Raw genomic sequence first — 26,358 nt, forward strand, 5'->3', positions numbered from 1 at the left:
TCCTATGTATATTTTACCTGCTTTCAAAAAAATGTAAACTTGTTTAAGAGCGTTCTGATAAAAAATTATGCTTTTTTTGAAACCTTTTTAAGTACATAATCGTATATAATGGTACCTGCCAGGGCGGAGGTAAAAGCAATGGAGTTAATCGTACAAAGAAGAATAAAGCAAGTATTAAAAGGCGATCAAAATGCCTTTGGAGAGATTGTAGAACTCTATAAAGATCAGGTGTATCAAATCTGTTTTCGAATGCTGTGGGACCGTCATGAGGCGGAGGATGCAGCTCAGGAAGCTTTTATTAAGGCTTTCATTAATATTCACTCCTATGATCCTAAGAAAAAATTTGCGACATGGCTTTATAGAATTGCCACCAATCTTTGTATTGATCGCATTCGTAAAAAAAAGCCGGATTATCATCTTGATGCAGAGATTTCTGGAACAGAAGGGCTCAATATGTATTCTCAAATTTCCTCGACAGAGAATCTTCCTGAAGAAGAAATCGAAAATTTAGAGCTGCAGGGGACGATTCAAGAAGCGATTTTAAAGCTTCCAGAAAAGTATCGTTCGGTCATTGTCTTAAAGTATATTGAAGAACTGCAGCTACAGGAAATTGCAGACGTTTTGGATCTGCCTCTGGGCACTGTGAAAACAAGAGTGCATCGAGGACGTGAAACGCTCCGAAAATATTTACGGAATTTGTAATCGAAGGGATGTGTGCGATAATGACTTCTTGTCCAAAACAAATTGTACAATTTATGCATAGATACCTAGATGGGGAGCTTGATGCCGAACAACAGAAAGAATTAAAGAAGTATTTAGATGATTGTCCCGACTGCAACCAACATTTTATGGAATTGAAAAGAACGATAGCCCTTGTTCAAAGTGCTTCTCATATTAAGGCACCAGAGGGGTTTACTGAACGAGTGCTTTTCGCCTTACCGAAAGAAGGAAAATCGATTGGAGTGAAACGTTGGTTTCAACAGCATCCGTTTTTTACAGCAGCTTCCCTATTTCTTGCACTAATGACAGGCGGATTCTTCTCGATGTGGCAACAGGACACAGACAATTTCGCTTTTACGAAGCATGATCAGTTAAAAGTAGAAAATCATACGGTCATTGTTCCAGAAGGAGAGACAATCCAAGGAGATCTTGTTGTGGAAAATGGGGACATCCGAATAGAAGGAGAAGTGGAAGGAAACGTCACGGTGATTAATGGTGATAAATATATGGCATCCGCTGGAAAAGTTTCAGGAGAAATCGAAGAAATAGATGAAGTGTTCGGGTGGATATGGTACAAAATGAAGAAAACTGTAGCTGTGATATTTAATTAAGGTATGAGTATACCTCAATACAGGGAGCGGTTTCGCTTCTTTTTTCGTTTTAGAATAGATTATGCTATAATATATGGGCTAAGAGAAACATACAGCCCTTATACGGCTATAGTAATTACATTATTGGAGGATGTAATATGCCGTTTTCAAACTACTTTGATGATTTTTCGTTGTTAGATTCTTTATCTAACATATTAGATATATTGCTTGTATGGTTTGTTGTTTATAAATTGTTAATGATTATAAGAGGTACGAAAGCGGTTCAATTATTAAAGGGAATCTTCGTCATTGTCATCATCAGAAGCGTGAGCGGGTTGCTAGGGCTTGATACGTTAAGCTGGCTTATGCAACAAGCGTTAACATGGGGATTTCTAGCGGTGATTATCATCTTCCAGCCAGAAGTAAGGCGAGCGCTTGAGCAGCTTGGGCGAGGAAGATTGTTTTCTCGAACGATGTCTCAAGAGGATGAAGATCAGCTGAAAATGATCGATGCACTTGTGAAATCAGTTGGTTATATGGCGAAGCGGCGGATCGGTGCTCTCATTTCAATTGAAAGGGAAACTGGTATGAACGATTATATTGAAACGGGGATTGCGATGAATTCAACGATATCATCGGAGTTGTTAATCAATATTTTTATCCCGAATACACCACTTCATGATGGGGCGGTTATTATTCAGAAAAACCAGATTTCAGCGGCAGGCTGCTACTTACCGCTTTCAGAAAATCCTTTTATTTCAAAGGAATTAGGAACGCGTCATAGAGCAGCTTTAGGTGTCAGTGAGGTAACAGATAGTATCACGATTGTTGTTTCTGAGGAAACGGGAGCGGTATCCATCGCCAAAAATGGTGATCTATATCGTGAATTATCCCCTGAAGATTTTAAGCAGCTGTTACAACATGATCTCTTAACCGTTGAAAAAAACGACTTCTCGAACCGGTGGATCTGGAAGGGGAGAAAGAGCAATGGATAATTTTGTAGATAGCCCGTGGTTTATGCGGGTGGTGGCTTTCTTGCTGGCGGTTCTATTATACACATCGGTCAACTTTAATGATTTTGAATTAAAGAAGAAGGTGGACAGGTCTGCTCAGGAAAGCACAGAAATCATTACTGATGTACCTGTTCAGGCTTACTATGATAATGAAAATTTATTCGTGTCTGGCGTCCCTAAAAAAGTCCAAGTCAAAATCGCTGGCCCAAAAAGCATTGTTCAATCCACCAAGCAAAGTAAGGATTTTGAGCTGTTCATTGATTTAACGGATTTGAGTATTGGAGAACATGTTGTCCAAATTAAGCATAAGAATTTTTCAGATAAGCTAGATGTGACGATTCAGCCTGAAAAAGTGAATGTAACCATTGAAGAAAAGGTATCTGATTACTTTATTGTGGACCCTGAGTTTAATGACAACATGCTAGCGGAAGGGTATCAAGTCGAGGACCTATCCGTTGACCCGCGCCGTGTCAAAATAACAGGTTCAAAAGAAGCTATTAATGAGATTGTTTATGTGAAAGCGACGCTCGATGTGAAGGAAAAAGTCGGTAAAGAAACAACGGGCACAGCTAAAATCAGGGTGCTCGATAACGAATTGAATAAGCTCGATGTCAAAGTAGAGCCAGAAACCGTGCAAGTTTCGATCTCTGTTAAGAACCCGAGCAAAAAAATCAAGCTGAATGTCTTTCCGAAAGGCACTCCACCAAAAGGAGTGACGATCACGGCCATCGAACCAGAAACGGATGAATTAACGATTTATGGGAAAGAATCCATTCTTGATGAGATGGAAGAACTAATGGTACCAATCGATGTGTCCGATGTAACGAAAGATACCACTATTAAGGTACCGATTGAACTAGGCGACGGTTTAAACTTTGCATCGCCGCAATTAGTGAAAGTGAAAGTATCAGTTGAAGGAAGTCCGGAAACTAAACCGGCAGATGAATCCAAGGAAGAGTAATTGGTGAAAAAAAGGAGAGAATCTATCAATGGGTAAGTATTTTGGCACAGATGGAGTCAGAGGAGTAGCGAATACTGAATTAACTTCAGAGCTGGCGTTTAAGCTAGGAAGATTTGGTGGATACGTATTAACAAAGAACGCAGAACGTCCAAAAATTTTGGTAGGAAGAGATACTCGTATTTCTGGACATATGCTTGAATGTGCGCTTGTTGCCGGCCTTTTATCTATCGGGGCAGAAGTAATGAGACTTGGCGTCATTTCTACTCCAGGTGTTGCCTATTTAACAAAAGCAATGGATGCACAGGCAGGAGTGATGATCTCTGCTTCTCATAATCCAGTTGCGGATAACGGCATTAAGTTTTTTGGATGCGACGGCTTTAAGCTTACGGATGAGCAAGAAGCAGAAATTGAAGCACTACTTGATAAAACAGAGGATACGTTGCCGCGTCCAACAGGTGGAGACCTTGGTCAACTAAACGACTATTTTGAAGGTGGCCAAAAGTATATTCAGTACTTGAAGCAAACAGTGGATGAAGATTTCTCTAATATCCATATTGCACTAGATTGCGCACACGGAGCGACTTCTTCTTTGGCGACGCATTTGTTTGCGGATCTTGAAGCAGATCTTTCCACAATGGGAACCTCTCCAAATGGACTCAATATTAACGATGGCGTCGGTTCTACGCACCCAGAAGCATTAGCTACTTTCGTAAAAGAAAAAGGCGCGAACATTGGTTTATCTTTTGACGGCGACGGCGATCGTTTAATTGCTATCGACGAAAAAGGAAATGTAGTAGATGGCGACCAAATTATGTTCATTTGTGCGAAATACTTGAACACAGAAGGTCAATTGAAGGATTCTGTCGTTGTTTCAACAGTAATGAGCAACCTTGGTTTCTATAAAGGACTTGAAGAATTAGGAATTGATAGTATACAAACAGCCGTTGGTGACCGTTATGTCGTGGAAGCGATGAGAAAGAATGATTATAATCTTGGAGGAGAGCAGTCCGGCCATATTATCTTCCTTGATTACAACACAACAGGAGACGGTTTATTAACAGGTCTTCAGCTTGTCAATATTATGAACATGACGAAAAAACCGTTATCTGAGCTTGCGGCAGAAATGAAAAAGTATCCGCAAATTTTAGTGAACGTGCGTGTATCAGATAAACATAAAGTAACAGAAAATGAAAAAGTAAAAGCAACCATTGAAGCGGTAGAAGCAGAAATGAACGGCAATGGTCGCGTATTAGTTCGTCCATCAGGAACAGAGCCACTTGTTCGTGTCATGGTGGAAGCAGTCACAGAAGAACAGTGCGCCGCATACGTGGAACGCATTGCTGTAGTTGTAAGGGAAGAAATGGGTTTAAACGAGTAATTTTACCATAAGAACAGGACAAAAGAGACGCGTTTGCGTCTCTTTTTCATATGCTATCAATAGTATGCGTTTACATTAAAAAAATGCATAAGAAGTTAGTTGACTAGAGGAAATCGATTAGTGTATGATTATCCTGCTTTGCTTCTATTTTTGTTTGAAAGGGGTGAAGTGACGAAAGAATTGTTTTTTAAAGCGCCTGAACTAGCGGGAGAGAGCCTGGCTAGTTGACGAGGAGGAGGTTTATCGAACGTTCGGCGGATGCCTCCCGGTTGAAGGTTGTACAATCGTTAGTCCTTTCTTAAAACATAAGGGCAACCTTATGCACAAAGGGAATGGAAACACAACCGAGAAAAAGAGAGAAGAGGAGAGCGGCAATGGAGCGCTCTGCTTGATTGCTTGCTTTCCTTCAAGGAGGAAACAACCCATGTGCGGAATCGTTGGATACATCGGATTAAACGATGCGAAAGAAATTTTATTAAAAGGTTTAGAAAAGCTTGAGTACCGTGGCTATGACTCAGCAGGAATTGCCGTAAGAAATGAAGAAGGCGTCCATGTCTTCAAAGAAAAAGGTCGAATTGCGGATTTACGAAAAATCGTGGATCTAAGTGTTACAGCCACAACAGGAATTGGACATACTCGCTGGGCAACGCACGGAGCGCCAAGCCAGCTAAATGCCCATCCTCATCAAAGCGTATCTGGCCGTTTTACTCTTGTTCATAACGGTGTGATCGAAAACTATGAACAATTGAAAAAGGAATACTTACTAGATGTTGCACTACAAAGTGATACGGATACAGAAGTGATTGTGCAGCTAGTACAAATCTTCTCAAACGAAGGCTTAGAAACAGAAGAAGCTTTCCGCAAAACATTAAATCTATTAAAAGGTTCTTACGCTTTAGCCCTTTTAGATCGTGAAGCGGAAGAAACGATCTTTGTGGCAAAGAATAAAAGCCCGCTTCTTGTGGGACTTGGTGAAGACTTTAATGTGGTTGCTTCTGATGCGATGGCGATGCTTCAAGTGACGGATCAATTTGTGGAACTCATGGATAAAGAAGTGGTCATCGTGACAAAAGAGCAAGTAACGATTAAAAAGCTTGATGGCGAAGTAGTAGAGCGCGCGCCTTACACAGCTGAATTAGATGCCAGTGATATTGAAAAAGGCACATACGCTCACTACATGATGAAAGAAATCGATGAGCAGCCGCTTGTGATGAGAAAAATCATTCAAGCATACCAAAGCGACCAAGGTGAGCTAACAGTCGATGAAGAGATCCTTGCTGCGTTAAACGAAGCAGATCGCCTGTATGTTATTGCTTGCGGAACAAGCTACCATGCCGGTCTTCTCGGTAAACAATACCTTGAAAAAATGGCGAAGATTCCAACAGAGGTACATGTAGCGAGTGAATTTGTTTACAATATGCCATTGTTATCTGCAAACCCATTATTTATTTTCATCTCACAAAGTGGTGAAACAGCGGATAGCCGTGCCGTATTAGTAAAAATTAAAGAACTAGGCTATAAAGCGTTAACGATGACAAACGTACCTGGATCTACACTATCTCGTGAAGCAGATCACACTTTATTGCTTCATGCAGGCCCAGAAATCGCTGTTGCCTCAACAAAGGCCTATACAGCTCAAGTCGCTGTACTCGCGATCCTAGCCAACGCAGCGGCCCAATCACGCGGTGGGAACTTAGAACTTAACCTTGTCAAAGAACTAGGCATAGCAGCAAACGCAATGGAAGTACTATGCGATACGAAAGACGAATTCGAACAAATCACACGTGACTACTTATCAACAACACGCAACTGCTTCTTCATCGGCCGCTCCATCGACTTTTTCGTTGGCCTAGAAGGCGCATTAAAACTAAAAGAAATCTCTTATATCCAAGCGGAAGGATTCGCTGGCGGAGAACTAAAGCACGGTACCATCGCCCTTATCGAAGACGGCACACCTGTTATCGCTTTAGCGACACAAGAAAGCGTCAACTTAAGCATTCGCGGAAACGTTAAAGAAGTAGCGGCTCGCGGTGCCAACCCATGCATCATCTCAATGAAAGGCCTAGAAGCCGAAGACGATCGCTTCGTCATCCCAGAAGTGCATGAGCTACTCACACCGCTCGTTTCGATCATTCCGTTGCAGTTAATTGCTTACTACGCGGCATTGCATCGCGACTGTGATGTCGATAAGCCACGGAATTTGGCGAAGAGTGTTACGGTGGAGTAAGGGATAAGATTCGGTTGTATAATTTGTGGATTTGAAATAAAGTTTAACCGTTTATAAAAAAGTTGCACCGTTTTGCCCCTTTGGATATTATTGTCTAAAGGGGTGTTTTTATGTCCAAAAGGAGAAGAACATCTGAAATAGAAAAGTGGATTAAGCAAGGTCGCGGGTCCGGCAGTGGGGGAGATTATAAACCTTGGTTGAAGATTCAAGATGTTTCTTCATTAGGTTGATCAACACGCTTGAAAGGGATTAAAACGAGCAGACAACATGAATTTTTATCAGATTTGGAACGAAACTGCTTTTATATAACTGAATATTCGGATTTTGTTATTGATATTAGAGAGCAATTTCCTTTACTACCGTTGGAAGAAACAATTGTTATCGCAGATGAATTAGGAGTTAAGCATCCTACAGACCCTAAAACGGGCGAACCGATTGTGATGACAACGGATTTTTTTATTGACCGTAGATAAAGGACAAGGGGTGTTTGAAGTCGCTCGTACAATCAAAATGAAAGATGATTAATAAAGAAACATATATTTGAAAAATTTGTAATTTAACAATAGTATTGGAAACGAAGAGAAATTGATTGGGGTATTGTCACAGAACTCGAAATACTTAAGATAATGGCTAGAAATATTAGCTATATTCATGATTATTTTGATATTAGATTCTACGATGCTTTTCAAGAAATGGATGCACAGTATATTGAAGATTTAGCATTAAATTTAATGCAACGGTTATTGAACAATGAGAGCAGTATTCTCCGCAGTGTTTAAGATATGATGCAAGAACTAAATTAACAAACGCAATAAATTTTGGAAAATCTAAAGGATTAACATTTGAAAGAGTTTTAATTAAGCCTACTCAAAAAATGGAAAAGCACTTAAAAACAGGAGTTATAGAGTTAGAAGGAACATCTTTAGCTAAATTTCATGTGGCTGTTACACGTGCAAAATATAGTGTAGGGATATTAAGTAGTATTTCAGAATGTCTGATTGATGGTGTAGAATTTTGTAGACTATAGATTTTGTTTTATAAGAATATAATTAAAAGGAGAATAATTATGGGTTATATAGAGATTAAAGGTTTGTTTGGAGATAGAAATGTCAGTTTTCGATTTAAAAAACCTTTACTAATATTAATAGGTGAAAATGGAATAGGAAAGTCTACTGTTTTAGGAATTATAAATAATATTTTGAATAAAAATTTAGATGGATTAAGAGAATATGAATTTGATTCAATAACTTTTAGGATATCTGATAGAACCTACGCTCTAAACAAGGATGATTTTAATTCGATAGTAAATGATTGGGAGTATCAAGAAGACTTCATCAATAAAATGACTCGTAATAGAGTTTTATTAAAAGATTTAGTTCAAGAAACGGAAATACCTTTACCTCGTTTAAGAAGATTATTAAACGAAGGAGAATTCGAAAGAATTTTACGTCAAAGAGAGAGTTTGCACAATAAGGGAATTAGTACGCCTGCTTTAGATTTCTTTTTTGATGAATTGTATTCTATAAGAGATCAAAAACATCCCATAATAAATAATTTCTTTGATCCAATTAGAAATTATTTTCTAGGAGAAGTATTATATTTTCCAACATATAGACGAGTTGAGGAAGAAGCATATAAATTAGGGCAAGGGATAGAAAGAGGATTAGAAAAAAATATTATTAAGTTTGGAATGCACGATGTTCAAAAGATATTTAAGGATATTACTGATTTAATTAGAAAAGAAACTATAAACGGTGTACAAAATGTAATGGATAATTTGTTTACAGAGTTAGTTTCTGAAAAAAATTTAGAAACAGAGTATAGTGTAGTTGAATTAAAAAATAAACGTGAAGATTTAGAAATTATTTTACAGCGTTCTCAGGATAGTTTACCGTTTTCTATGAAAGAAACGTTAGAAAAAATTGATGTGATTTTGGAAAAAGAAGTATTAACAGATAAAGAACAGTTTATATTATATTTTATCTCAAAGTATTTAAAAATTTATGAAGCGAGTAAAATTCATGATGAAAAGATAAATCAATTCATTAAAGTATGTAATTCATATTTTGAAGATAAATTTTTTATTTATGATTTAAAAGAAATTCAAATTATATTAGTTTCTAAATTTGATCCTACAAAAACTATAGAATTAAGAAGTTTATCTTCAGGAGAAAAACAAATAGTATCATTATTCGCTAAGTTATATTTAAGTGGAGTAAATAAATACGTATTACTATTTGATGAGCCTGAATTATCGTTATCTATAAAATGGCAAGAAAAATTATTAAATAATATACTCGAAACTGGAAAATGTGATTTTATGATGGCAGTTACCCATTCTCCATTCATTGTTTCTAAAAGTTTAAAAGAATATACACTTTCTTTTGGTTCTACAATAAAAAGAAAGAGAGAGTTTAATTAATGATGGATGAATTTTATGATGTATTTTTTGAAAAACAAGAAGAAGAATATGTAAAAGAGTTTGTATTTTTGAGTGAATATGATAATTTCAGTGGAGATATATATTGTATTTGCGAAGGGCAGGAAGATAAGCTATGCTATCTTCCTAAAATAAAGGGTATTCTAAGGAAAAATGTGAACATTTATGAAGTTGGAGGTAAAGATAACGTACTTGAAGTTTTTAAACATTGTGAAGAAAATGAAGGCTATGATTTAAATAGAATTATGTTTATAGTGGATAGAGATTTTGATGAACCAATAGAAAATGAAAAAATATATGAACTTCCTGTGTACTCAGTAGAAAATTTATATGTTACTTGCGATGTATTAAAAGATTTTGTTGAATTAACGATAGAAGTAAATAATCCAAAAACAATTGAAAAAATAATAAGGAATTATTTAGATAGAGAAAAAGAGTTTAATAATATTGTTCAAAAATTGAATATTTGTCTATATATTACTAAGAAATTATTTGAAAATCCAAACAGTGAAGATTTTATAGGTTATGAAGAATGTTATTTACCTACAATTGATGATAATGAAGTTAACAAGAGCATTAAAGTTAATTTAATAAAGGTGGAGAAAGATAGGGGGTTTGACAGTTTATTAGAAAATTATACTTTTATAAAACACGAAGATATAGAGAAAATGAGAACAGTTAAATTTTCTACAAGGAATTCCAGAGCGCAATATAAAGGGAAATATCAAATTTATTTTTTCCTTTCATATATAAAAGAGTTAATTAAAGATATGAATTTAGGAAAAGCAAAAGCTTCATATAGAATTTTAGCTGATAAAAATTATGGATGTGATATAGAATTAAAAGATAAGACATTGTTTAATATTTTATCTAATTATGTACAATTACCTTTATGTTTGGAAACATACATAAAAAAATTCTCTAGTGCAACAGAAGAAAACTTAAAATTTGTGGGTAATTTATAGAATAATCAATCTTTTTTACAAAACCTCACCCTACACAAAAACCAAACCCACGCGTTTTGATCAATCTTTGTTCAAAACGCGTGGGTTTTTTCTATTATAAAATCAATGTTTGCAGCATGCTTTTGATCAAACTTTATTCCAAACCAATACAACCTGCAGATTTGAAATAAAGTTTAACCGCTTTGCCCCTTTGGATATTTTTGTCTAAAGGGGTGTTTTTATGTCTAAAAGAAGAAGAACATCTAAAGTTGAAAAATGGGTTAAAGAAGGTCGTGGGACAGGGATCGGTGCAGACTATCAGCTGTGGTTAAAGATCCAAGACGTTTCCTCATTAGGTCGGTCAATGAGGCTAAAAGGTATTAATGTAGCTTTGAAATAAAATTGTACCGTTTAAAATAAAGTGTGATCAAAAATTCTGTACTGAAATGCGGGTTTTCTTATTCAGTAATCGAACGATTTAATTGAACAAGATTACATGTTAAAATTTATAAAACAGTATCGGAGAGATCACGTGAAATATACTTGTCCTTGTTGTGGTTATAAGACATTAGATGAAGAACCACCAGATACATATGAAATTTGTAGTATTTGTTTTTGGGAGGATGACGGAGTTCAATTTCGAGACCTTGACTACGAGGGTGGAGCAAACATTGTTTCATTAAGGCAAGCACAAAAAAACTATGTTAAATTTGGGGCATGTGAAGAAGACTGTATTGAATTTGTAAGAAAGCCTAAGAAAAAAGATTTAAAAGACCCTAATTGGAAGCCGTTATTAGATAAGAATTAGCATGAAAAAGTACATTGTTCAAAAATAATTTTTTATTTTAGGAGAGAATGATATGGAAGTTTTTGCAGAATATTTAGCGCATATTGATAACCCGCAACATCGGGAGCGAACGGAAGAAGTTTTGACTTGGGTAACTAAGAAATTTCCAAATTTAATGCCGAAAATTGCGTGGAATCAGCCTATGTTTACCAATCACGGCACATTTATTATTGGTTTTAGCGTAGCCAAACATCATTTGGCTGTTGCCCCTGAGAAGGCAGGGATTAATCAATTTTCTGAGGAAATTGTGCAGGCTGGCTATGATCACACCAAGCAGTTGGTACGTATCCAGTGGGATAGTCCGATTGATTTCTCATTACTTGAGAAAATAATCGAGTTTAATATTTTGGATAAGGCAGACTGTTCAACTTTTTGGCGGAAATAAAAAAATCGGATGATTGAGGGGTCGGTTCAATTAATTTTGATCAAACTTTATTCCAAACCAACACGAACATGCTACGACAGTTTAAAATGACCTAGTACGTGTTCAAAATAACGGTCCGTTTAATTGTGGGTCAGCTTATGTTATAATGAGAAACTTAGGATAATTACGACTTGTGCTCATAATTGAACGGATGCCAAGAAAAGCTTCCGCCTAGCGATAAAATATAGAGGTGTAAGAAAATGAATAAAAGATGGACGATCGGTAAAATTAAAGAATTTGTTGAGAACAATTCGGAAAGTAAGTTACTAACGACGGAATATCACGGTTTTTCTCAAAAGTTACTATTTAAATGTGCATGTGGTAGCAATTTTGAAAAAACATTTACGAAATTTAAAAAAAATAACCAACGCAAATGTGACGTGTGCCAACCGCCAAAAGCTTCACGCTAAACGAAGCGCCAACTTCTATTTAATAGAAGTTGGCGCTATTTTTATTGTTGATTGACACTTATATTCTCATCATCATTACTAATGGGTTTCGCATTTTGTTCATTTGTGTTATCCCCATATTGCTGGTTAATTTCTCTAGCTAACTCCTCTAAAAATTCATCAGATAAAAAGGGACTATTTTCTTTGACCATGTAAATCCTCCTTTGACGTTGGATCTCTCAAATATTTTTCTAAAGCATGAATGAATATCTACGTTACTAATATTTCCGTTTTCCTGGGTTTTAATCTTTTTTGTGATACAAGAAAAGTGATGTGTCTACATGTCTATTAACTCTGACTTGTAGGCACTTTTTTATTCACATAAAAATGTGGCTCTTTTTGATAAATGACTATTGATAGGGGAACATATAACTTATTGACACTATTTAGGTGGTGAGTAATTAATGATTTCATTCATAAAAAGGCTTTTAATCGGACGCCCTTTGAAATCCAATGAATTGGGAGAGCAGAAACTTAACAAAACAAAAGCATTAGCGATCCTTTCTTCTGATGCTCTATCATCAGTGGCATATGGTCCTGAACAAATTTTAATAGTATTGGTTACGGTAGGTGTAGCAGCATTTTGGTATTCAATTCCTATCGCAGTTGGAGTAGTAATTCTTTTAACAGCTCTCATATTATCTTATAGGCAAATCATCTTTGCTTATCCTCATGGGGGTGGAGCGTATGTGGTTTCAAAGAACAATCTAGGTGTAAATCCAGGCTTAATAGCTGGAGGTTCCCTGTTGGTAGACTACATACTAACTGTTGCTGTAAGTGTGTCTGCTGGCACTGATGCTATAACATCTGCCTTTCCCACTTTACATGGCTTTAATGTGGAGATTGCCATTGCATTTGTCATTTTTATTACGATTTTGAATTTAAGAGGAGTAACGGAGTCTGCTTCAATATTAGCCTACCCCGTTTACTTATTCGTTTTAGCGTTGTTCATATTAATTGGTGTGGGTATTTATAATATTCTAACGGGAGGAGTTTCGCCTGAATTACACACTCCAATAGGTACACCTGTAGCGGGAATCAGTTTGTTTATTCTTTTAAGGGCGTTTGCTTCAGGAAGCTCCGCCTTAACAGGGGTTGAAGCCATATCGAATGCCATTCCTAACTTTAAAGACCCAGCTCCTAATAATGCTGCTAAAACATTAATGGCAATGGGAGCCTTGCTTACCATACTGTTTTCAGGAATCGTATTTTTAGCCTATTATTATGGCATTGCTCCAAGTAGAGAGGTAACCGTTGTTTCCCAAATTGCTGAAGAAACTTTCGGACGGAACTTCATGTACTTTTTTATTCAAGGAACTACAGCATTGATATTAATCCTTGCTGCAAATACTGGTTATTCTGCTTTCCCATTGCTGGCGGTTAATCTCGCAAAAGATAAGTTTATTCCTAGGGTGTTTCTGATGAGGGGAGACCGATTAGGATATTCTAATGGGATCATCATACTTGGAATCGCTTCTATCATTTTAATCCTTGCTTTTCAGGCAGAAACAGAGCATCTTATTCCACTTTATGCAGTTGGAGTATTCCTTCCATTTACTTTGTCTCAGTTGGGAATGATGGTTAAATGGCTGCGAGAAAAGCCACAAGGGTGGATTCCAAAATTCATCATTAATACAACGGGTGCCGTTATTAGCTTTACAGTCACAATGATGTTCTTTTTAACAAAATTCTCACAGGTTTGGCCAATTTTAATTTTCCTACCTATCATTGTTTTCTTCTTTCATCGAATTAGAAAGCATTATGAAGCTGTTGGAGACCAACTTAGGCTCACAACTTGTGAATCATCTGTGACCATTGAAGGTAATGTTATGATCGTGCCTGTTGCTGGCATAACCCAGGTTGTAGAGAATTCCTTAAATTATGCTAAATCTCTTTCTCCTGAACAAATTATTGCTGTGTACGTGGCATTTGAGAGAGAAGACGAGAAGAAGCTTGAAGAAAAATGGAAGAAGTGGCAACCCGATGTAAGACTAGTGACACTGTACTCTCATTACAGAAGTATTATCAATCCACTGACCAAATTTGTTGATACTGTAGAGCATAAAGCAAGGGAAGGGAATTATAAGGTAACCGTTGTCATTCCACAATTTATTCCTAAAAAAGGTTGGCACAATATTCTTCACAACCAATCAAGTTTACTTATTCGTGCCTTCTTGTTGTATCGGAGAGATGTGGTAGTAACAACTGTACCTTATCATTTAAAAAAATAAAAAGCAGGGCTCCATGTAAAGGAATTTTATTTGTAATTGTTTTTAGATCTAAAAAACCAAGTAACTTGATTGCTGTTGCATCAAGATACTTGGTTTTTGTAAGTTAAATTATACAGTGACGATGATGGTTTGATATGCGAATTGAGCAAAATGTTGAGCTGGATAAACGTCTTGGGGGCAAAATAAACAACAGCCAGGAGATCAAACTTTTATCTCCAATAAGATTAAACGTCGTTTGCTTTTCTTTAAATAAAGAATCAATAACGACTGAAATGAACAACCAATTTCTTACTTCTTTAAATCAGCAAGGAAAAGTGCTTATGACACCAATGGTCTATAACGGTGTTCCCTCAATCCATGCTGTCTTTAGCAATTGGCGTACAGAGGAAAAAGATGTAGATATTATATGGGAAGTATTAGTATCAACAGTTTTTTAGGGAAAAAGTACTTTTTATTAATTGATTTATATATCTAAAGAACTAAAGAGTAAGAGAAATTTTTTGCCAAATGGCTCATTTTTTCGATTTAATACAATTAATTCTTCTAAAGGAAAATATTTTATAGGATACTATAAATATCTAATAAATAATTTTAGAATTAATGTAAGGAGCTAGGGGAATGAAAATTAAAAATAAGATGAAAATCGCCGCAATTGTTTTGGCGGGTGGAACTCTTGCGGCTTGTGGACAATCACCAAAGGACCAATATATTAGTTCAATGGAAAAAGTGAATGAAGCGGAATCAGGAAAATTTGAAATGTCAATTAAAGATTTTGCTGTTTCAGGTGATGGTCAAACCCAAGCAGTGGCCAACATGCTGAAAAATCAATTAAATGACATAAAATTAACAGGTAATTATGCAATGCCGGATGATGGAAAAGAATATTCGATGGACTTCAGTGTAGACGCACTAGGTCAAAAAATTGGGTTTGAAATGCTTGGTAATCAAGAAAATGCTTATTTATCAACGGGATATGTTACGTCTATGGTGGACATAGTTAACCAGTTTAGCGGTGGTCAAGCAACTGTTGATGATACGAAATTGAAAGAAATTGAAGGTAAATATATTGACTTAAAAGCAGTAGCAGAAAGTGAAGATACGAGTGGTGCAACTGGCACAGAGAAGTTAGAAGATTTAGATTTAAAAACAGCCATACAATATCAAAAAGACTTGCAAAAAGAATTTATCAAATATTTAGAAGATGATGTGGATGATGAACGCTTTACGGAGAAGGAAGGTAAGCTATCATTTACAATAAACAAAAAAGATTTAGAGAAACTTGATGGCATTCAAGAGAAACTAGTGGAGAAAAACAAAGACTATAAGCAGTACACATCTGATGTCGCTACGACTTTAAAAGACGTAGATAAATTGGACATCAAAACAGTAATTGATGAAAAAACGAATAAGCAAACATATGACGTCAATATTGAATCGAAGGAAAATGACATTGATTCCTACTCCTACAAATTCCATATTGTAAATACACCTTCTGATAAGGCTAAAGATGTAAAAATTCCATCAAAGGATCAACTTGTATCAAAGGAACAATTAAATGAAATTATGGATGCTGCTGCAGGAACAACAAGTTTGGACGCAACAGGTACTGATTCAACAGTTGTTAAATGGACAGATGCTGAATTTAACCAAGTGATGAGTATTGTGAAACAAAACGAGGGAAGCTATAACGCTGAACAAAGTAAGCAAATTTTAGAACAATATAAAGTATATATGACAGACGAACAATATAAAGCAATGGAACAGGAATTGTCTAAATAACGAACTGCGCCTTTATTGGTGGCGTGATGTTGAAAAAAGTGCTGCGGAAACAATGATCCGCAGCGCTTTTTTATGTTAGTGGTTTCATAATCAAAACTTAAAAGTAACGAAGCAGGGTAGTTCAACAAGGGATATAATTATTATTAACGAGTTAAGGGGGGAATCAATTGTCGAATGAACACCTTAAAGATAAATATAGTAAGACATTTAAAGTAGTCGAAAATGTAGTTAATGAATGGGACCCAGTTGATTTATTGGCTATTGATTGCCCAAATGACGAGTATGACTTTGAGATTCAAAGAATTGTATCTGCAACTCTTAGTGTAAATAACGCTGAGGAATTGGCTAAGAAAATCAACGACATTCTATATAAAGCTTTTGAAGAAAATTTTAAAAAATCTAAAGATTGTTTAAGGATTGCTGATAAGATTTTTAAAAAGATAACTACTTGACCCTCACGCTACGTATGGGTGTCAAAATCCGAACAAAATGATAAGAGTTCTAACGGGAAGGGTGTTGTTTTAAACTTTTCTGTGGAAGATGTTGATCTATATTCTAAAAAAGCAAGTACGGCCAATGCCATAGTTGTAGAAGGTCCTATTGATCGTCCTTGGAACGCTCGTGAGCTTGTTTTGAGAGATCTTGATGGGTTATCTAATAACACTTTGAATAGACAGGGAGAAGGCTTTTGATGATGTTATAAGCCAAGTTAAAAATACATTTTAGGTATCTCAAAAGTGATGGGCTTCCTTGCCTAATCATTGTGAAATCCCCCCTGCCTTGCGTGACAGGGGGGATTCTTTAACTATTATTTAGCTTCTTTTAACAGATCCGGAGCCTCTTCTTCTTTTTTATTATAAAACAGGAAGTAAGTTCCTATAACGAGAATTGTCAAAATGGTAGTCAGGAAGAATTGCAAACGCATCGAACTAATAAAAGCCTGAGCGACAAAGACACCAAATAATACAAGAATAGTTGCATAGCTTAAGTAAGGGAATAGCCACATTTTTATTTTAAGTGCCACTGGGTTTGTTTTTTCTAGGTTTCTCCGCAAACGAATATGGGAAATGGCGATAAAAATATACATAACAATCGTTACGCCGCCTGAACTATTAGCCAAAAAGGCAAATAAAGTATCAGGAGAGATAAATTTAAACAGGGTGAATACATAAGAAAAAAATAAACTTGCTACTAATGCCCAAATTGGAATCCCTCTTTTGTTGACTTTGGACAGGAATTTAGGAGCAGATCCTTGTATCGATAAAGAATACACCATGCGGGAGCTCGTATAAAGTCCTGAATTCAAAACAGAAAGTAAGGAAATAAAAATAACGAAATTCATTACTTGTCCTGCAGCAGGGAGGCCTGCCATATCAAATACACTGGCAAAAGGAGTCGCGAGCAAGTGTTCGGAATCATGTGGAATTATCATGACAATCACAGATACCGATCCAACAAAGAAAAGAAGAAGGCGCCAAACTACAGCGTTTATTGCTCTTATGATGTTTTTTTCTGGATTTTCTGATTCACCAGCTGCAATGGCCGCAACCTCGCTTCCAGATAGTGAGAATGTAATAAAGACGACTCCAAGGAGCACTGGCATAACACCATTAGGGAAAAAGTTATCCATTGTAGCCAGAGACGACAAGCTTTGGGCTTCAACACCAGGAACAAGACCAAAAATGATGGCCACACCTAAACCGAGGAAAATAATGATGGCTGCTACTTTAATAGAGGCTAGCCAGTATTCAAATTCTCCATAAACTCTAACTGAAAACATATTTGTAAGGGCCATTAAAATAGGGAATATTATGCTTGGTATCCAAGCAGGTATGGAAGGTATCCAGTTATTAACCATCTCTCCTAATAACGTAGCTTCAATTGTAATGATGATGACCCAGTTGAACCAGTACAGCCAACCAATCGTAAATCCAGCCCAAGGACCCATCGCCTGATGTGCATATGCCGAAAAGGAACCACTAACAGGATTTACAACGGCCATTTCACCAAGCATCCTCATGACAAGAACGATCAACAATCCTGCAATAATATAAGAGATTAATGCCGCAGGCCCTGCAGACATGACCATTGTACCGCTTCCTACAAACAGGCCTGCACCGATTACTCCGCCAATAGAAATCATTGTTACATGTCTTGTTTTAAGACCGTGTTTTAAATCATTATTTTGATGCGCCAATCATATCACCCACTCTATAATTTTTACGTTTGTCTCACTTTTACAAAATTTCATATGTTAAAGGCTTGATAGCTCTTAACATATTGTTTGTTGCAACACTGCACTCTGATAGAAATACCCCTCTACAATTACGAGCCTACGCCTAATTTAATCGTCAATAAAATTGAACGAACCATTATAAATAGAGTTAATGTTTATAATAATAGTAATGTTAAGAAAATTTTTAGGGCAACTCTGTGATAAATCTTCCAGTTTATTCTCATGCCCCCTTTTGATCATCAATTGATGGTTTAAAGCTCACTGGAAGTATACAAACATTCAGTCCAAAGTTTATTCATTGTTATTTTTGGACCAGGTTACAGATTTGCCCGCTTCTTGATTGGAAGAAAGAAGACCGTGTTAACTACACAGGTAAAAACTCTATCTTTTTTCATTTAAGCGTTTTCAAATCAACTTAAAGCAGATTGCCTTATATTTTATAAGCAAGATACGTGCCAACATGTATTTCCCTAAAATTCGGCACTTTAATAGTAAATGTGACAAAAGTGATTCGTTTTTGAATCGAATTTGGAGGTTTTTTGATTCATTTCTTGATTATTGATACAATTTTGAATTATATTTTAATTATAAGCGAAAACAACAGAGAGATTAGTCGAAAAAGCAAGAAGAAGGAGCATTCTTATGTCTATTGCAGATATTATTTTAGAACAAATTATACAGACTTCTAATAACAATATTACAATTACCGACGAGAAGGGGATCATTTTATACACTAACAATGATCATTGGTCTATTTATGACGCAGAACCAAAAAATTATATCGGGGAATCTGTTTTCAAACTTCAGGAACAAGGGGTACTTACCCCGTCTATTACAGCAGCAGTACTTGATAAAAAACATCCTACCAAAATCATGCAGCATACAAAGAGAGGCAAAATTATTATGTCAACGGCTTACCCAATTTTTGATAAGAGCGGAGGCATTATTCGAGTCATCAGTTATGCCATTGACCAAACAGAAATTAGTAATCTTCAAGATCAATATGAACAATTAGAGAGGAAATTAAAAGGCTACCAGACAGAGGTAGAGGAACTGAGAGGGAAAAAAGAGACTCATTATCGCAGCAAGGAAATGCAGCAAATCTTAAAAACTCTGCAACGGGTGGCCAACGCGGATGCCACTGTTTTAATGACAGGGGAATCCGGCGTTGGAAAGAGTATGCTTGCTCGGAACCTCCATACTTATGGAAATCGCCAAAAAGAGCCGTTTATTGAAGTCAATTGCAGCACGATTCCTATAAATTTATTTGAATCAGAAATGTTCGGTTACGAGTCTGGATCATTTACGGGGGCTCAAAAAAACGGAAAACAAGGTTTGATTGAACAAGCTCACAATGGAACATTATTTTTGGATGAAATCGGAGAATTGCCTTTGGCTATGCAGGCAAAATTGTTAAAAGTGCTGCAGGAAAAAAAGTTCATGAGAATAGGAGGGAACGAAGAGCACTGTGTTGATTTTAGGCTGGTGGCAGCTACCAATAAAGACTTGGAGAAGATGGTTCAAAAAGGTGAATTTCGTCTTGATTTATATTATAGATTAAATGTAATTCCGATTCATATTCCTTCATTACGGGATCGAAAAGAAGATATTTCTTTATTGATTAATCATTATGTAGAGTTAATTAACAGGAAATATAAAACTACAAAAAAATTACACTCCTCAACGTACGAAATCCTGCTTAAATACAGATGGCCCGGCAATGTCCGTGAATTGGAAAACTTAATTGAGCGGCTTATTTTAACGTCTGAGGAAGCTATTATCTGGCCGAATTCTCTTCCTTCTTCCATTCTTGGTCAAGAAACAATAAATGGGGAGGAGGTTTCTCTCATTGAACAATTCGTCATTGAAGACCACAATTTAAAAGATGTAATGGAACGTGTGGAAAAGCTAATGATTTCTAAAGCTCAAAAACACTGTAAATCAACCTATGAGATGGCTGAATATTTAGGGATTAGCCAACCATCTGTCGTTCGTAAACTAAAAAAATATAAAGAGCCCATGCAATAGGTGTCTGCGAATAATAAAGTTGTTTGAAAACATGGTATAAAATTAGGGTTTTATACCATGTTTTTTCTTTTAAAAACCAAATTGAAATCTGCTGGATAAGAATTCATTTTGATTAATCTTTCTTCAAAAGACTTTATTACAAATCCACAGTATGCTAATATCATAGTATAAAATAGACAGGCAGTCGGTCTGTGAAGGAGAGTTGTAAAAATGAGAGTTACAAAAAAAGCCGAGGAACGCAGGAACGAAATTCTTGACGTAGCTGATGAGCTTTTCGGTCAGAAGGGCTTTGATGGTACAAGTACGAACGATATTCTCGAAAAAGTAGGAATTGCGCGGGGAACATTGTATCATCACTTCAAATCGAAGGAGGATATTATGGATGCGCTGATTGAGCGGTATAGTATCCGTCTTTTAGAGACGGCGCAGAAAATTGCCGCAGACAAGAGCATACCCGTAGTCGACCGCATTATCCGCGTTGTCATGTCACTGAACATAAGTGGAGGAAGCAGCCAGGAAATGATGGAGCACATTCACAGGCCGCAGAACGCGCTTATGCATCAGAAAATACAAAAGGTCATAATCAACGGAGTTCCACCGATACTGACGGGAATAATTCGCGAGGGCATTGAGCAAGGACTATTCAGTACGCCGTATCCGTATGAATGCATGGAAATGGTTGTCGCATATACGAACACCGTTTTTGATGGTGATATGGTTAATATGACGAATGAAGAGCGTGCTTCACGTATAAAGGCGTTTATTTTCAACGTAGAAAGGCTGCTTGGTGTTGAAAGCGGAAGTCTTATGTACATGATGAAGATGTTTGATAGCGGAAATAAGCTTGAAAGCAGAGATGACTTATGTATTACAGAATAATCCGTAATGACATTTTAAAAAGCAAACTGATAACACTGACAACAACAATATTTATCGCTGCCGCGGCTATGCTTGTTGCTCTCTCGGCGATACTTGTCGTAAATCTTTCGGGCGCGATAGATACACTTATGAAGCAGGCACAGACTCCGCATTTTATGCAGATGCATTCGGGTGATATTGATACTGTACGGCTTGCGGATTTCGCGGAGCAGAACAGCCAGGTTGATGAATTTCAGGTGGTTGAATTTCTCAATGTTGATGGTGCGCAGATTGTAATTGATGGAAAATCGCTTGTGGACAGTATTCAGGATAATGGTTTCAGCACACAGAGCGAAAAATTTGATTATCTCCTTGATCTGGACGGAAACGTTATAAATGTATCGGATGGGGAGATTTATGTTCCGGTAGGTTATATGAAGGACGGCACGGCAAAAATTGGTGACAAGGTTGTGATAGCCGGGAAGAAATTTACCGTTGCGGGATTTCTTCGCGATTCACAGATGAATTCGTTGCTTGCCTCGTCAAAGAGGTTTCTTGTGAGCGAAAATGATTATGAGGCAATACAGGCTTTTGGAAGTACGGAATATCTGATTGAGTTCAGATTAAAGGACTCGTCTGAAATAGGCGCATTCGAAACTGCTTACACTTCCGCAGGACTTGAAGCAAACGGACCAACAATTACATATCCGCTTTTCAAAATGCTTAATGCCATTTCCGATGGGTTGATGATTGCAGTCATACTTCTTGTTAGTGCGCTTGTTGTTGCTATCGCATTTATGTGCATACGCTTTACGCTTCTTGCGAAAATCGAAGACGACTACCGCGAAATAGGTGTTATGAAGGCTATAGGGCTACGTGTTTTTGACATAAAAAAGATTTATCTTGCGAAATACGCGGTGATTGCAGCAGCTGGCTGTATTCTCGGATTGGCACTTTCATTTATGTTCAGGGGCATGCTTCTTGAAAATATACGGCTTTATATGGGGGAAAGTGAAAATTCTTCTTTCGATTTATTTTTCGGAATAATCGGTATATTGATTGTGTTCCTTGCAATTATTTCCTATGTAAACAAAGTGCTGAAACGCTTTCGAAAAATATCAGCCGCGGAAGCAATACGCTTTGGCACTTCACAGGAAAAATCCGCGGGCGCAAAACATTTTTGCCTGAGCGGAAACAGGCTGCTTAACACGAATATTTTTCTGGGTGTAAAAGATGTTCTTGCAAGAAAAAGTCTTTACGCCACAATGCTTGCGGTGCTTGTGATTTCGACATTTATCATTATTGTTCCACAGAACTTGTACAACACTATTTCCTCAAAAAGCTTCATCACATATATGGGGATAGGAAGTAGTGATATGCGCATTGACATTCAACAGATCGACAATATTTCTAAAAAAGCAGCGGAAATTGTAAAGACGCTGGAGCGCGACAGATCTATATCTAAATATGCTGTGCTTACGACCAAAACATTTAAGGCAAAGACGGAGGACGGATCGGAGGAAGGAATAAAAATTGAGCTTGGCGACCATTCAGTATTCCCAGTAGAATATTCCGAAGGCAGAGCACCCGTCACAGAAGACGAAATTGCACTTTCAGCTATTAACGCTGATGAGCTAGGCAAAAAGGTCGGTGATGTTATTACGTTGGTGATTGAGGGGAAGGAGAAAAATCTCACGGTATGCGGAATTTATTCCGACATTACTAACGGTGGCAAAACTGCAAAGGCTGTGTTCCCCGACAATTCGGCGGATATTATGTGGTGCGTTATTTACGCGGAGCTTTCGGATCAATCTCTTGTCGGAGAAAAGACTTCGGAATATGCGGACGAGTTCAATTTTGCAAAGATTTCGGGCATTGATGAATATATTACACAGACATTCGGCTCAACCATAAGCTCCGTTGGAAAGGCCTCGAATGCTGCAATTGTCATTGCGCTGATTATAACGGTATTGGTTACACTGTTGTTTATGAAAATGCTTATCGCAAAGGACAGATACTCCATTGCCGTAATGAAATCGTTAGGTTTTACAAACTCGGATATTACAATACAGTATGTTTCGCGTTCGGTATTTGTTCTGATGGTTGGAGTGGTTCTTGGGACGCTTCTAGCAAACACTCTCGGAGAGGTACTTGCGAGCGCGGTTATCTCATCGTTTGGAGCGTCGTCGTTTGAGTTTATTGTTAATCCACTTCCTGCGTATCTATTATGTCCATTGATGATGATATGCTCAGTACTTATCGCAACAATGATCGGCACATCGAGTGTGGGACAAATAAAAATATCTGAAAATATGAAGGAGTAAATTATGAAGAAGATTATTATTGGTGAAAATATAGTGAAATCTTTCAGAGTAGGAAATGAAAAGCATAATGTTCTCGATGGCGTGTCCGTTGAAATAAACGAGGGAGAGTTCGTTTCAGTTATGGGACCTTCGGGTTCAGGAAAATCGACACTGATGCATGCGATGAGTGGAATGGACGACATTGACGGCGGAAAGGTTTCTTTTGACGGCAGGGATCTATCAGCACTTAGTGAAAAGGAACTTGCCGACACGCGTAGAACAAAAATGGGATTTGTTTTTCAGCAGCCGACTTTGCTTAAAAACCTGAATATTCTTGATAACATCATTCTTCCTTCAATGCGGGATAACAGAAAAAGCGCTGCGAAGATTACCGAAAAAGCAAGAGTACTTATGAAGAAGGTTGGTATTGCAGAACTGGAAAAGCGTGATATTACACAGATTTCGGGAGGACAGCTTCAGCGTGCGGGAATATGCCGCGCACTTATTAGCAATCCTAAAATTATCTTCGGTGACGAGCCGACTGGCGCACTTAACTCAAAATCCGCACAGGAAATTATGGACATAATTTCTGAAATTAACACAGAAGGTGCTGCGGTTGTGCTTGTAACTCACGATGCCAAGGTTGCAGCTAGGACTGAGCGTATTATGTTTATGTGCGATGGAAAAATCGTGAGCGAAATGCGATTTAAGAAATTCAGTGGCATAGATATGGATGACAGGATGAAAAAAGTCACGGCAAAAATGCAGGAAATAGGAATATAATATGGTGTTTCACCATCAAAATTTTTACTGATATATGAAGCAGGGGAATGTAGTAGGAGAAGAACATTTTGATAAAAAGCCTACAGGGCTCTGACCATCCGATCATGCCGGAGTTTAGGAATTTTATTCTTTTTATTCCGTTAGTTTCTCCCTATATACCTTCAAGTAACAACTCTTGTTCAAGAATAATATGGAAATAACAGTGAACTATATGCGATAATACAATTGAAGAAGAAAAACATATTGACAAACACTGGTATCGATATAAATAAATTAAATTATAATGATTTAGGTGATAGAAACATGATGGATCCAATATTATTAGTTGATGATGAAGATGGTTTACTTGATATGTTAAGTATTATGTTGCAAAAAGAAGGCATTATGGAAATTGAGTTTGCCACAACTGGCAAACAAGCACTTGAAAAACTAAATAATTTTCGTTATTCCTTAATCGTCCTAGATATTATGCTTCCAGATATAGATGGATTTCAAATTTGTCAAGAAATTAGAAAAATAAGTGATGTTCCAATTTTATTTATAAGTGCACGTACGTCAGATATTGATAAATTAACTGGTTTAAACATAGGCGGAGATGACTATATTACTAAACCATTTAACCCGCTTGAAGTAGTAGCACGTATTAAAATTCACTTGCGTCGACAAGCTTTGAATCTACAATCACATAAAAAAACATTAGATGAATATAATTATGGATATCTTATCCTATCCAAGAAAACGGGAGAACTATTTGTAAAAGGAAAAAAAGTACTGTGTCCTGCAAAGGAGTTTGAACTGTTATCCTTTTTTTGTGCGAATCCTAATCAAGTGTTCTCAGCTGAACAGCTATATGAACAGATATGGCAGCAATCAACAGGCTTAAATGATCGAAATACAGTCATGGTTCATATCTTGCGTCTTAGAAAAAAAATTGAGGAAGATGTCAAAAACCCGAAAATAATTATGAATATAAGGAGCATTGGTTATAAATTTATTCCTCCAAAGCTGGAGGGCATATGAAAGTAAAAATAAAATTATCTCTACATTTTCTTGGAAGTTTGATTATCTTGTTCATCTTTGTGTTATGTATGATTATTCTATTTACAACTTTTTTTCATCATACAATTATTTGGTACACTTCTGATGAGTATATTGCCACATACATTGTAGATCAAAAATTATTGCCTATACTGCCTTATCTAGCAGTGGTTATATTCTGTTTGCTTTATGGCTGGTGGATAGGTTCAGATTTTTTTTACTTATTAGAGTGGATACTATTATTATCAAAGGGTGTATATCAAGAACCAATTAGAAAGAGGAAAAAAACTAACAATAGACAATATAAAAAACCAAGATTTAGTGTTTATCAAGATATATTTATTCAACTTAGAACCTTAACGGAGATATTAAAAAGAAATGACTTAGAAAGAAAAGAATTAGAAAAAATGAGAAAAGAGTGGACAGCCGGGGTATCTCATGATTTAAAAACTCCTCTTACTTACATAAAAGGATACTCGTATATGTTATCTTCTACCAAACACGAATGGAGTGAGAAGGAAAAACAAAAGTTCACCTCTCTAATAAGAAAACAAGCCATCCATATGGAGAATATAATTGAAGATCTAAATACAGTTTTTCATTTTGACCATGGACAATTCCCTTTAAATTTGAATAAACAAGACATTTCTCAATTTATTTATGGCATAGTCATGGAGATGACAGAAACTCCGATTGTTAAACAAAAAAATATTTCAATCGGGATAAATACAACTCGATCCGTGCTCTTTACTTTCGATGAACAGATGCTGAGACGCGCTATGAATAACCTTTTAATGAATGCCATCATTCATAATCCTAATGATACTGAAATTATGATATCAATTGAAAAAAGTGATAAATTGGAAATTGAAATTTCAGATAATGGTGTAGGAATGAATAGCGAAACTAGGAAAAATTTATTTAATCGATATTATAGAGGAACTTCAACCAAAATACCTTCTGAAGGAACAGGATTAGGTATGAGTATTGCTAAGCAACTTATTGAAGCTCATCAAGGTTCTCTTTCTGTTGATAGCACTTTAAATAAAGGTACTGTTATTCATATCAGTTTTAAGTTGGATTTTAACTAATTTCTCCAAGTATATTCC

At 36.6% G+C, this 26,358-nt stretch carries 23 protein-coding genes and 2 pseudogenes; 23 read left to right on the top strand and 2 right to left on the bottom strand.

The window, feature by feature from the left end; translation table 11 throughout:
• Positions 1 to 138 precede the first annotated feature (138 nt).
• The 13 genes and pseudogenes from sigW to WDJ61_RS01075 all read left to right on the top strand — a co-directional run bounded on the left by sigW (position 139) and on the right by WDJ61_RS01075 (position 11,954).
• Positions 139 to 702, top strand: coding sequence for an RNA polymerase sigma factor SigW (sigW, locus tag WDJ61_RS01015; RefSeq protein ID WP_338752648.1), 564 nt, complete (start codon positions 139 to 141; stop codon positions 700 to 702).
• Between the two features lie 20 nt (positions 703 to 722).
• Positions 723 to 1,331, top strand: a complete 609-nt coding sequence (locus WDJ61_RS01020; RefSeq protein ID WP_338752649.1) for an anti-sigma factor — start codon at positions 723 to 725, stop codon at positions 1,329 to 1,331.
• Between the two features lie 137 nt (positions 1,332 to 1,468).
• The gene (gene cdaA / locus WDJ61_RS01025; protein ID WP_338752650.1) at positions 1,469 to 2,305 is read left to right on the top strand and encodes a diadenylate cyclase CdaA; all 837 of its coding nucleotides are present in this window, start codon (positions 1,469 to 1,471) and stop codon (positions 2,303 to 2,305) included.
• Positions 2,298 to 3,284, top strand: coding sequence for a YbbR-like domain-containing protein (locus WDJ61_RS01030; RefSeq protein ID WP_338752651.1), 987 nt, complete (start codon positions 2,298 to 2,300; stop codon positions 3,282 to 3,284). Before cdaA ends, WDJ61_RS01030 begins: the two co-directional genes overlap by 8 nt.
• 28 nt (positions 3,285 to 3,312) lie before the next feature.
• Positions 3,313 to 4,662: a phosphoglucosamine mutase gene (gene glmM, locus WDJ61_RS01035; RefSeq protein ID WP_338752652.1), complete on the top strand. Its 1,350-nt coding sequence runs from the start codon at positions 3,313 to 3,315 to the stop codon at positions 4,660 to 4,662.
• Between the two features lie 424 nt (positions 4,663 to 5,086).
• The gene (glmS, locus tag WDJ61_RS01040; RefSeq protein ID WP_338752653.1) at positions 5,087 to 6,889 is read left to right on the top strand and encodes a glutamine--fructose-6-phosphate transaminase (isomerizing); all 1,803 of its coding nucleotides are present in this window, start codon (positions 5,087 to 5,089) and stop codon (positions 6,887 to 6,889) included.
• Positions 6,890 to 6,999: 110 nt separating this feature from the next.
• Positions 7,000 to 7,653: pseudogene (locus WDJ61_RS01045) on the top strand (TnsA endonuclease N-terminal domain-containing protein); the annotation flags it as partial.
• A gap of 302 nt (positions 7,654 to 7,955) precedes the next feature.
• Positions 7,956 to 9,311: an AAA family ATPase gene (locus WDJ61_RS01050; RefSeq protein ID WP_338752654.1), complete on the top strand. Its 1,356-nt coding sequence runs from the start codon at positions 7,956 to 7,958 to the stop codon at positions 9,309 to 9,311.
• Positions 9,311 to 10,294, top strand: a complete 984-nt coding sequence (locus WDJ61_RS01055) for a DUF4435 domain-containing protein (RefSeq protein ID WP_338752655.1) — start codon at positions 9,311 to 9,313, stop codon at positions 10,292 to 10,294. Before WDJ61_RS01050 ends, WDJ61_RS01055 begins: the two co-directional genes overlap by 1 nt.
• A 220-nt stretch (positions 10,295 to 10,514) precedes the next feature.
• Positions 10,515 to 10,664: pseudogene (locus WDJ61_RS01060) on the top strand (heteromeric transposase endonuclease subunit TnsA); the annotation flags it as partial.
• A 141-nt stretch (positions 10,665 to 10,805) separates the two neighbouring features.
• Positions 10,806 to 11,081 carry a CPCC family cysteine-rich protein gene (locus WDJ61_RS01065; RefSeq protein ID WP_338752656.1) on the top strand — a complete coding sequence of 92 codons (276 nt, stop codon included), beginning with the start codon at positions 10,806 to 10,808 and terminating at the stop codon, positions 11,079 to 11,081.
• Positions 11,082 to 11,133: 52 nt separating this feature from the next.
• Complete coding sequence (locus WDJ61_RS01070) at positions 11,134 to 11,505, top strand: iron chaperone (RefSeq protein WP_338752657.1); 372 nt, start codon at positions 11,134 to 11,136, stop codon at positions 11,503 to 11,505.
• Between the two features lie 239 nt (positions 11,506 to 11,744).
• Complete coding sequence (locus WDJ61_RS01075) at positions 11,745 to 11,954, top strand: hypothetical protein (RefSeq protein ID WP_094836187.1); 210 nt, start codon at positions 11,745 to 11,747, stop codon at positions 11,952 to 11,954.
• 41 nt (positions 11,955 to 11,995) lie between these two features.
• Here the strand turns inward: WDJ61_RS01075 and WDJ61_RS01080 are convergent, their stop codons facing one another.
• On the bottom strand, positions 11,996 to 12,145 hold the full coding sequence (locus WDJ61_RS01080) for a hypothetical protein (RefSeq protein WP_338752658.1): 150 nt from the start codon (positions 12,143 to 12,145) through the stop codon (positions 11,996 to 11,998).
• Between the two features lie 252 nt (positions 12,146 to 12,397).
• Between WDJ61_RS01080 and WDJ61_RS01085 the strand changes: the two genes are divergently transcribed.
• The 4 genes from WDJ61_RS01085 to WDJ61_RS01100 all read left to right on the top strand — a co-directional run bounded on the left by WDJ61_RS01085 (position 12,398) and on the right by WDJ61_RS01100 (position 16,455).
• Positions 12,398 to 14,224 carry an APC family permease gene (locus WDJ61_RS01085; RefSeq protein WP_338752659.1) on the top strand — a complete coding sequence of 609 codons (1,827 nt, stop codon included), beginning with the start codon at positions 12,398 to 12,400 and terminating at the stop codon, positions 14,222 to 14,224.
• Positions 14,225 to 14,358: 134 nt separating this feature from the next.
• On the top strand, positions 14,359 to 14,661 hold the full coding sequence (locus WDJ61_RS01090) for a hypothetical protein (protein WP_338752660.1): 303 nt from the start codon (positions 14,359 to 14,361) through the stop codon (positions 14,659 to 14,661).
• 181 nt (positions 14,662 to 14,842) lie between these two features.
• Positions 14,843 to 16,003: a hypothetical protein gene (locus tag WDJ61_RS01095; RefSeq protein WP_338752661.1), complete on the top strand. Its 1,161-nt coding sequence runs from the start codon at positions 14,843 to 14,845 to the stop codon at positions 16,001 to 16,003.
• 167 nt (positions 16,004 to 16,170) lie between these two features.
• A complete protein-coding gene (locus tag WDJ61_RS01100) occupies positions 16,171 to 16,455 on the top strand; it encodes a DUF1871 family protein (protein WP_338752662.1) in 285 nt (94 codons plus the stop codon).
• Positions 16,456 to 16,811: 356 nt separating this feature from the next.
• On the opposite strand, the gene WDJ61_RS01105 is transcribed toward WDJ61_RS01100, so the two are convergent.
• Entirely contained in the window at positions 16,812 to 18,200 is a 1,389-nt protein-coding gene (locus tag WDJ61_RS01105) for an amino acid permease (RefSeq protein WP_338752663.1), read from the bottom strand.
• A gap of 681 nt (positions 18,201 to 18,881) precedes the next feature.
• On the opposite strand from WDJ61_RS01105, the gene WDJ61_RS01110 reads away from it, so the two are divergent.
• The 6 genes from WDJ61_RS01110 to WDJ61_RS01135 all read left to right on the top strand — a co-directional run bounded on the left by WDJ61_RS01110 (position 18,882) and on the right by WDJ61_RS01135 (position 26,340).
• A complete protein-coding gene (locus WDJ61_RS01110) occupies positions 18,882 to 20,267 on the top strand; it encodes a sigma-54 interaction domain-containing protein (RefSeq protein ID WP_338752664.1) in 1,386 nt (461 codons plus the stop codon).
• Between the two features lie 210 nt (positions 20,268 to 20,477).
• Positions 20,478 to 21,146: a TetR/AcrR family transcriptional regulator gene (locus WDJ61_RS01115; RefSeq protein WP_338752665.1), complete on the top strand. Its 669-nt coding sequence runs from the start codon at positions 20,478 to 20,480 to the stop codon at positions 21,144 to 21,146.
• Positions 21,131 to 23,449: an ABC transporter permease gene (locus WDJ61_RS01120; protein WP_338752666.1), complete on the top strand. Its 2,319-nt coding sequence runs from the start codon at positions 21,131 to 21,133 to the stop codon at positions 23,447 to 23,449. The genes WDJ61_RS01115 and WDJ61_RS01120 overlap by 16 nt, the downstream gene beginning before the upstream one ends.
• Before the next feature lie 3 nt (positions 23,450 to 23,452).
• Positions 23,453 to 24,211: an ABC transporter ATP-binding protein gene (locus WDJ61_RS01125; RefSeq protein WP_338752667.1), complete on the top strand. Its 759-nt coding sequence runs from the start codon at positions 23,453 to 23,455 to the stop codon at positions 24,209 to 24,211.
• A 243-nt stretch (positions 24,212 to 24,454) separates the two neighbouring features.
• Positions 24,455 to 25,231, top strand: a complete 777-nt coding sequence (locus WDJ61_RS01130; RefSeq protein WP_338752668.1) for a response regulator transcription factor — start codon at positions 24,455 to 24,457, stop codon at positions 25,229 to 25,231.
• Positions 25,228 to 26,340: a HAMP domain-containing sensor histidine kinase gene (locus WDJ61_RS01135; RefSeq protein ID WP_338752669.1), complete on the top strand. Its 1,113-nt coding sequence runs from the start codon at positions 25,228 to 25,230 to the stop codon at positions 26,338 to 26,340. The genes WDJ61_RS01130 and WDJ61_RS01135 overlap by 4 nt, the downstream gene beginning before the upstream one ends.
• The last annotated feature ends 18 nt before the right edge of the window (positions 26,341 to 26,358 follow it).

It is taken from the genome of Bacillus sp. FJAT-52991 (assembly GCF_037201805.1).
Lineage (GTDB): Bacteria > Bacillota > Bacilli > Bacillales > Domibacillaceae > Bacillus_CE > Bacillus_CE kandeliae.

Coding starts and splice junctions, on each gene's coding strand:
- WDJ61_RS01080 (WP_338752658.1), bottom strand. CDS start 12,145: ATGGTCAAAGAAAATAGTCCCTTTTTATCTGATGAATTTTTAGAGGAG.
- WDJ61_RS01115 (WP_338752665.1), top strand. CDS start 20,478: ATGAGAGTTACAAAAAAAGCCGAGGAACGCAGGAACGAAATTCTTGAC.
- WDJ61_RS01120 (WP_338752666.1), top strand. CDS start 21,131: ATGTATTACAGAATAATCCGTAATGACATTTTAAAAAGCAAACTGATA.
- WDJ61_RS01070 (WP_338752657.1), top strand. CDS start 11,134: ATGGAAGTTTTTGCAGAATATTTAGCGCATATTGATAACCCGCAACAT.
- cdaA (WP_338752650.1), top strand. CDS start 1,469: ATGCCGTTTTCAAACTACTTTGATGATTTTTCGTTGTTAGATTCTTTA.
- WDJ61_RS01030 (WP_338752651.1), top strand. CDS start 2,298: ATGGATAATTTTGTAGATAGCCCGTGGTTTATGCGGGTGGTGGCTTTC.
- WDJ61_RS01110 (WP_338752664.1), top strand. CDS start 18,882: ATGTCTATTGCAGATATTATTTTAGAACAAATTATACAGACTTCTAAT.
- WDJ61_RS01020 (WP_338752649.1), top strand. CDS start 723: ATGACTTCTTGTCCAAAACAAATTGTACAATTTATGCATAGATACCTA.
- glmS (WP_338752653.1), top strand. CDS start 5,087: ATGTGCGGAATCGTTGGATACATCGGATTAAACGATGCGAAAGAAATT.
- WDJ61_RS01085 (WP_338752659.1), top strand. CDS start 12,398: ATGATTTCATTCATAAAAAGGCTTTTAATCGGACGCCCTTTGAAATCC.
- WDJ61_RS01095 (WP_338752661.1), top strand. CDS start 14,843: ATGAAAATTAAAAATAAGATGAAAATCGCCGCAATTGTTTTGGCGGGT.
- WDJ61_RS01135 (WP_338752669.1), top strand. CDS start 25,228: ATGAAAGTAAAAATAAAATTATCTCTACATTTTCTTGGAAGTTTGATT.
- WDJ61_RS01055 (WP_338752655.1), top strand. CDS start 9,311: ATGATGGATGAATTTTATGATGTATTTTTTGAAAAACAAGAAGAAGAA.
- WDJ61_RS01125 (WP_338752667.1), top strand. CDS start 23,453: ATGAAGAAGATTATTATTGGTGAAAATATAGTGAAATCTTTCAGAGTA.
- WDJ61_RS01075 (WP_094836187.1), top strand. CDS start 11,745: ATGAATAAAAGATGGACGATCGGTAAAATTAAAGAATTTGTTGAGAAC.
- WDJ61_RS01090 (WP_338752660.1), top strand. CDS start 14,359: ATGCGAATTGAGCAAAATGTTGAGCTGGATAAACGTCTTGGGGGCAAA.
- WDJ61_RS01050 (WP_338752654.1), top strand. CDS start 7,956: ATGGGTTATATAGAGATTAAAGGTTTGTTTGGAGATAGAAATGTCAGT.
- sigW (WP_338752648.1), top strand. CDS start 139: ATGGAGTTAATCGTACAAAGAAGAATAAAGCAAGTATTAAAAGGCGAT.
- glmM (WP_338752652.1), top strand. CDS start 3,313: ATGGGTAAGTATTTTGGCACAGATGGAGTCAGAGGAGTAGCGAATACT.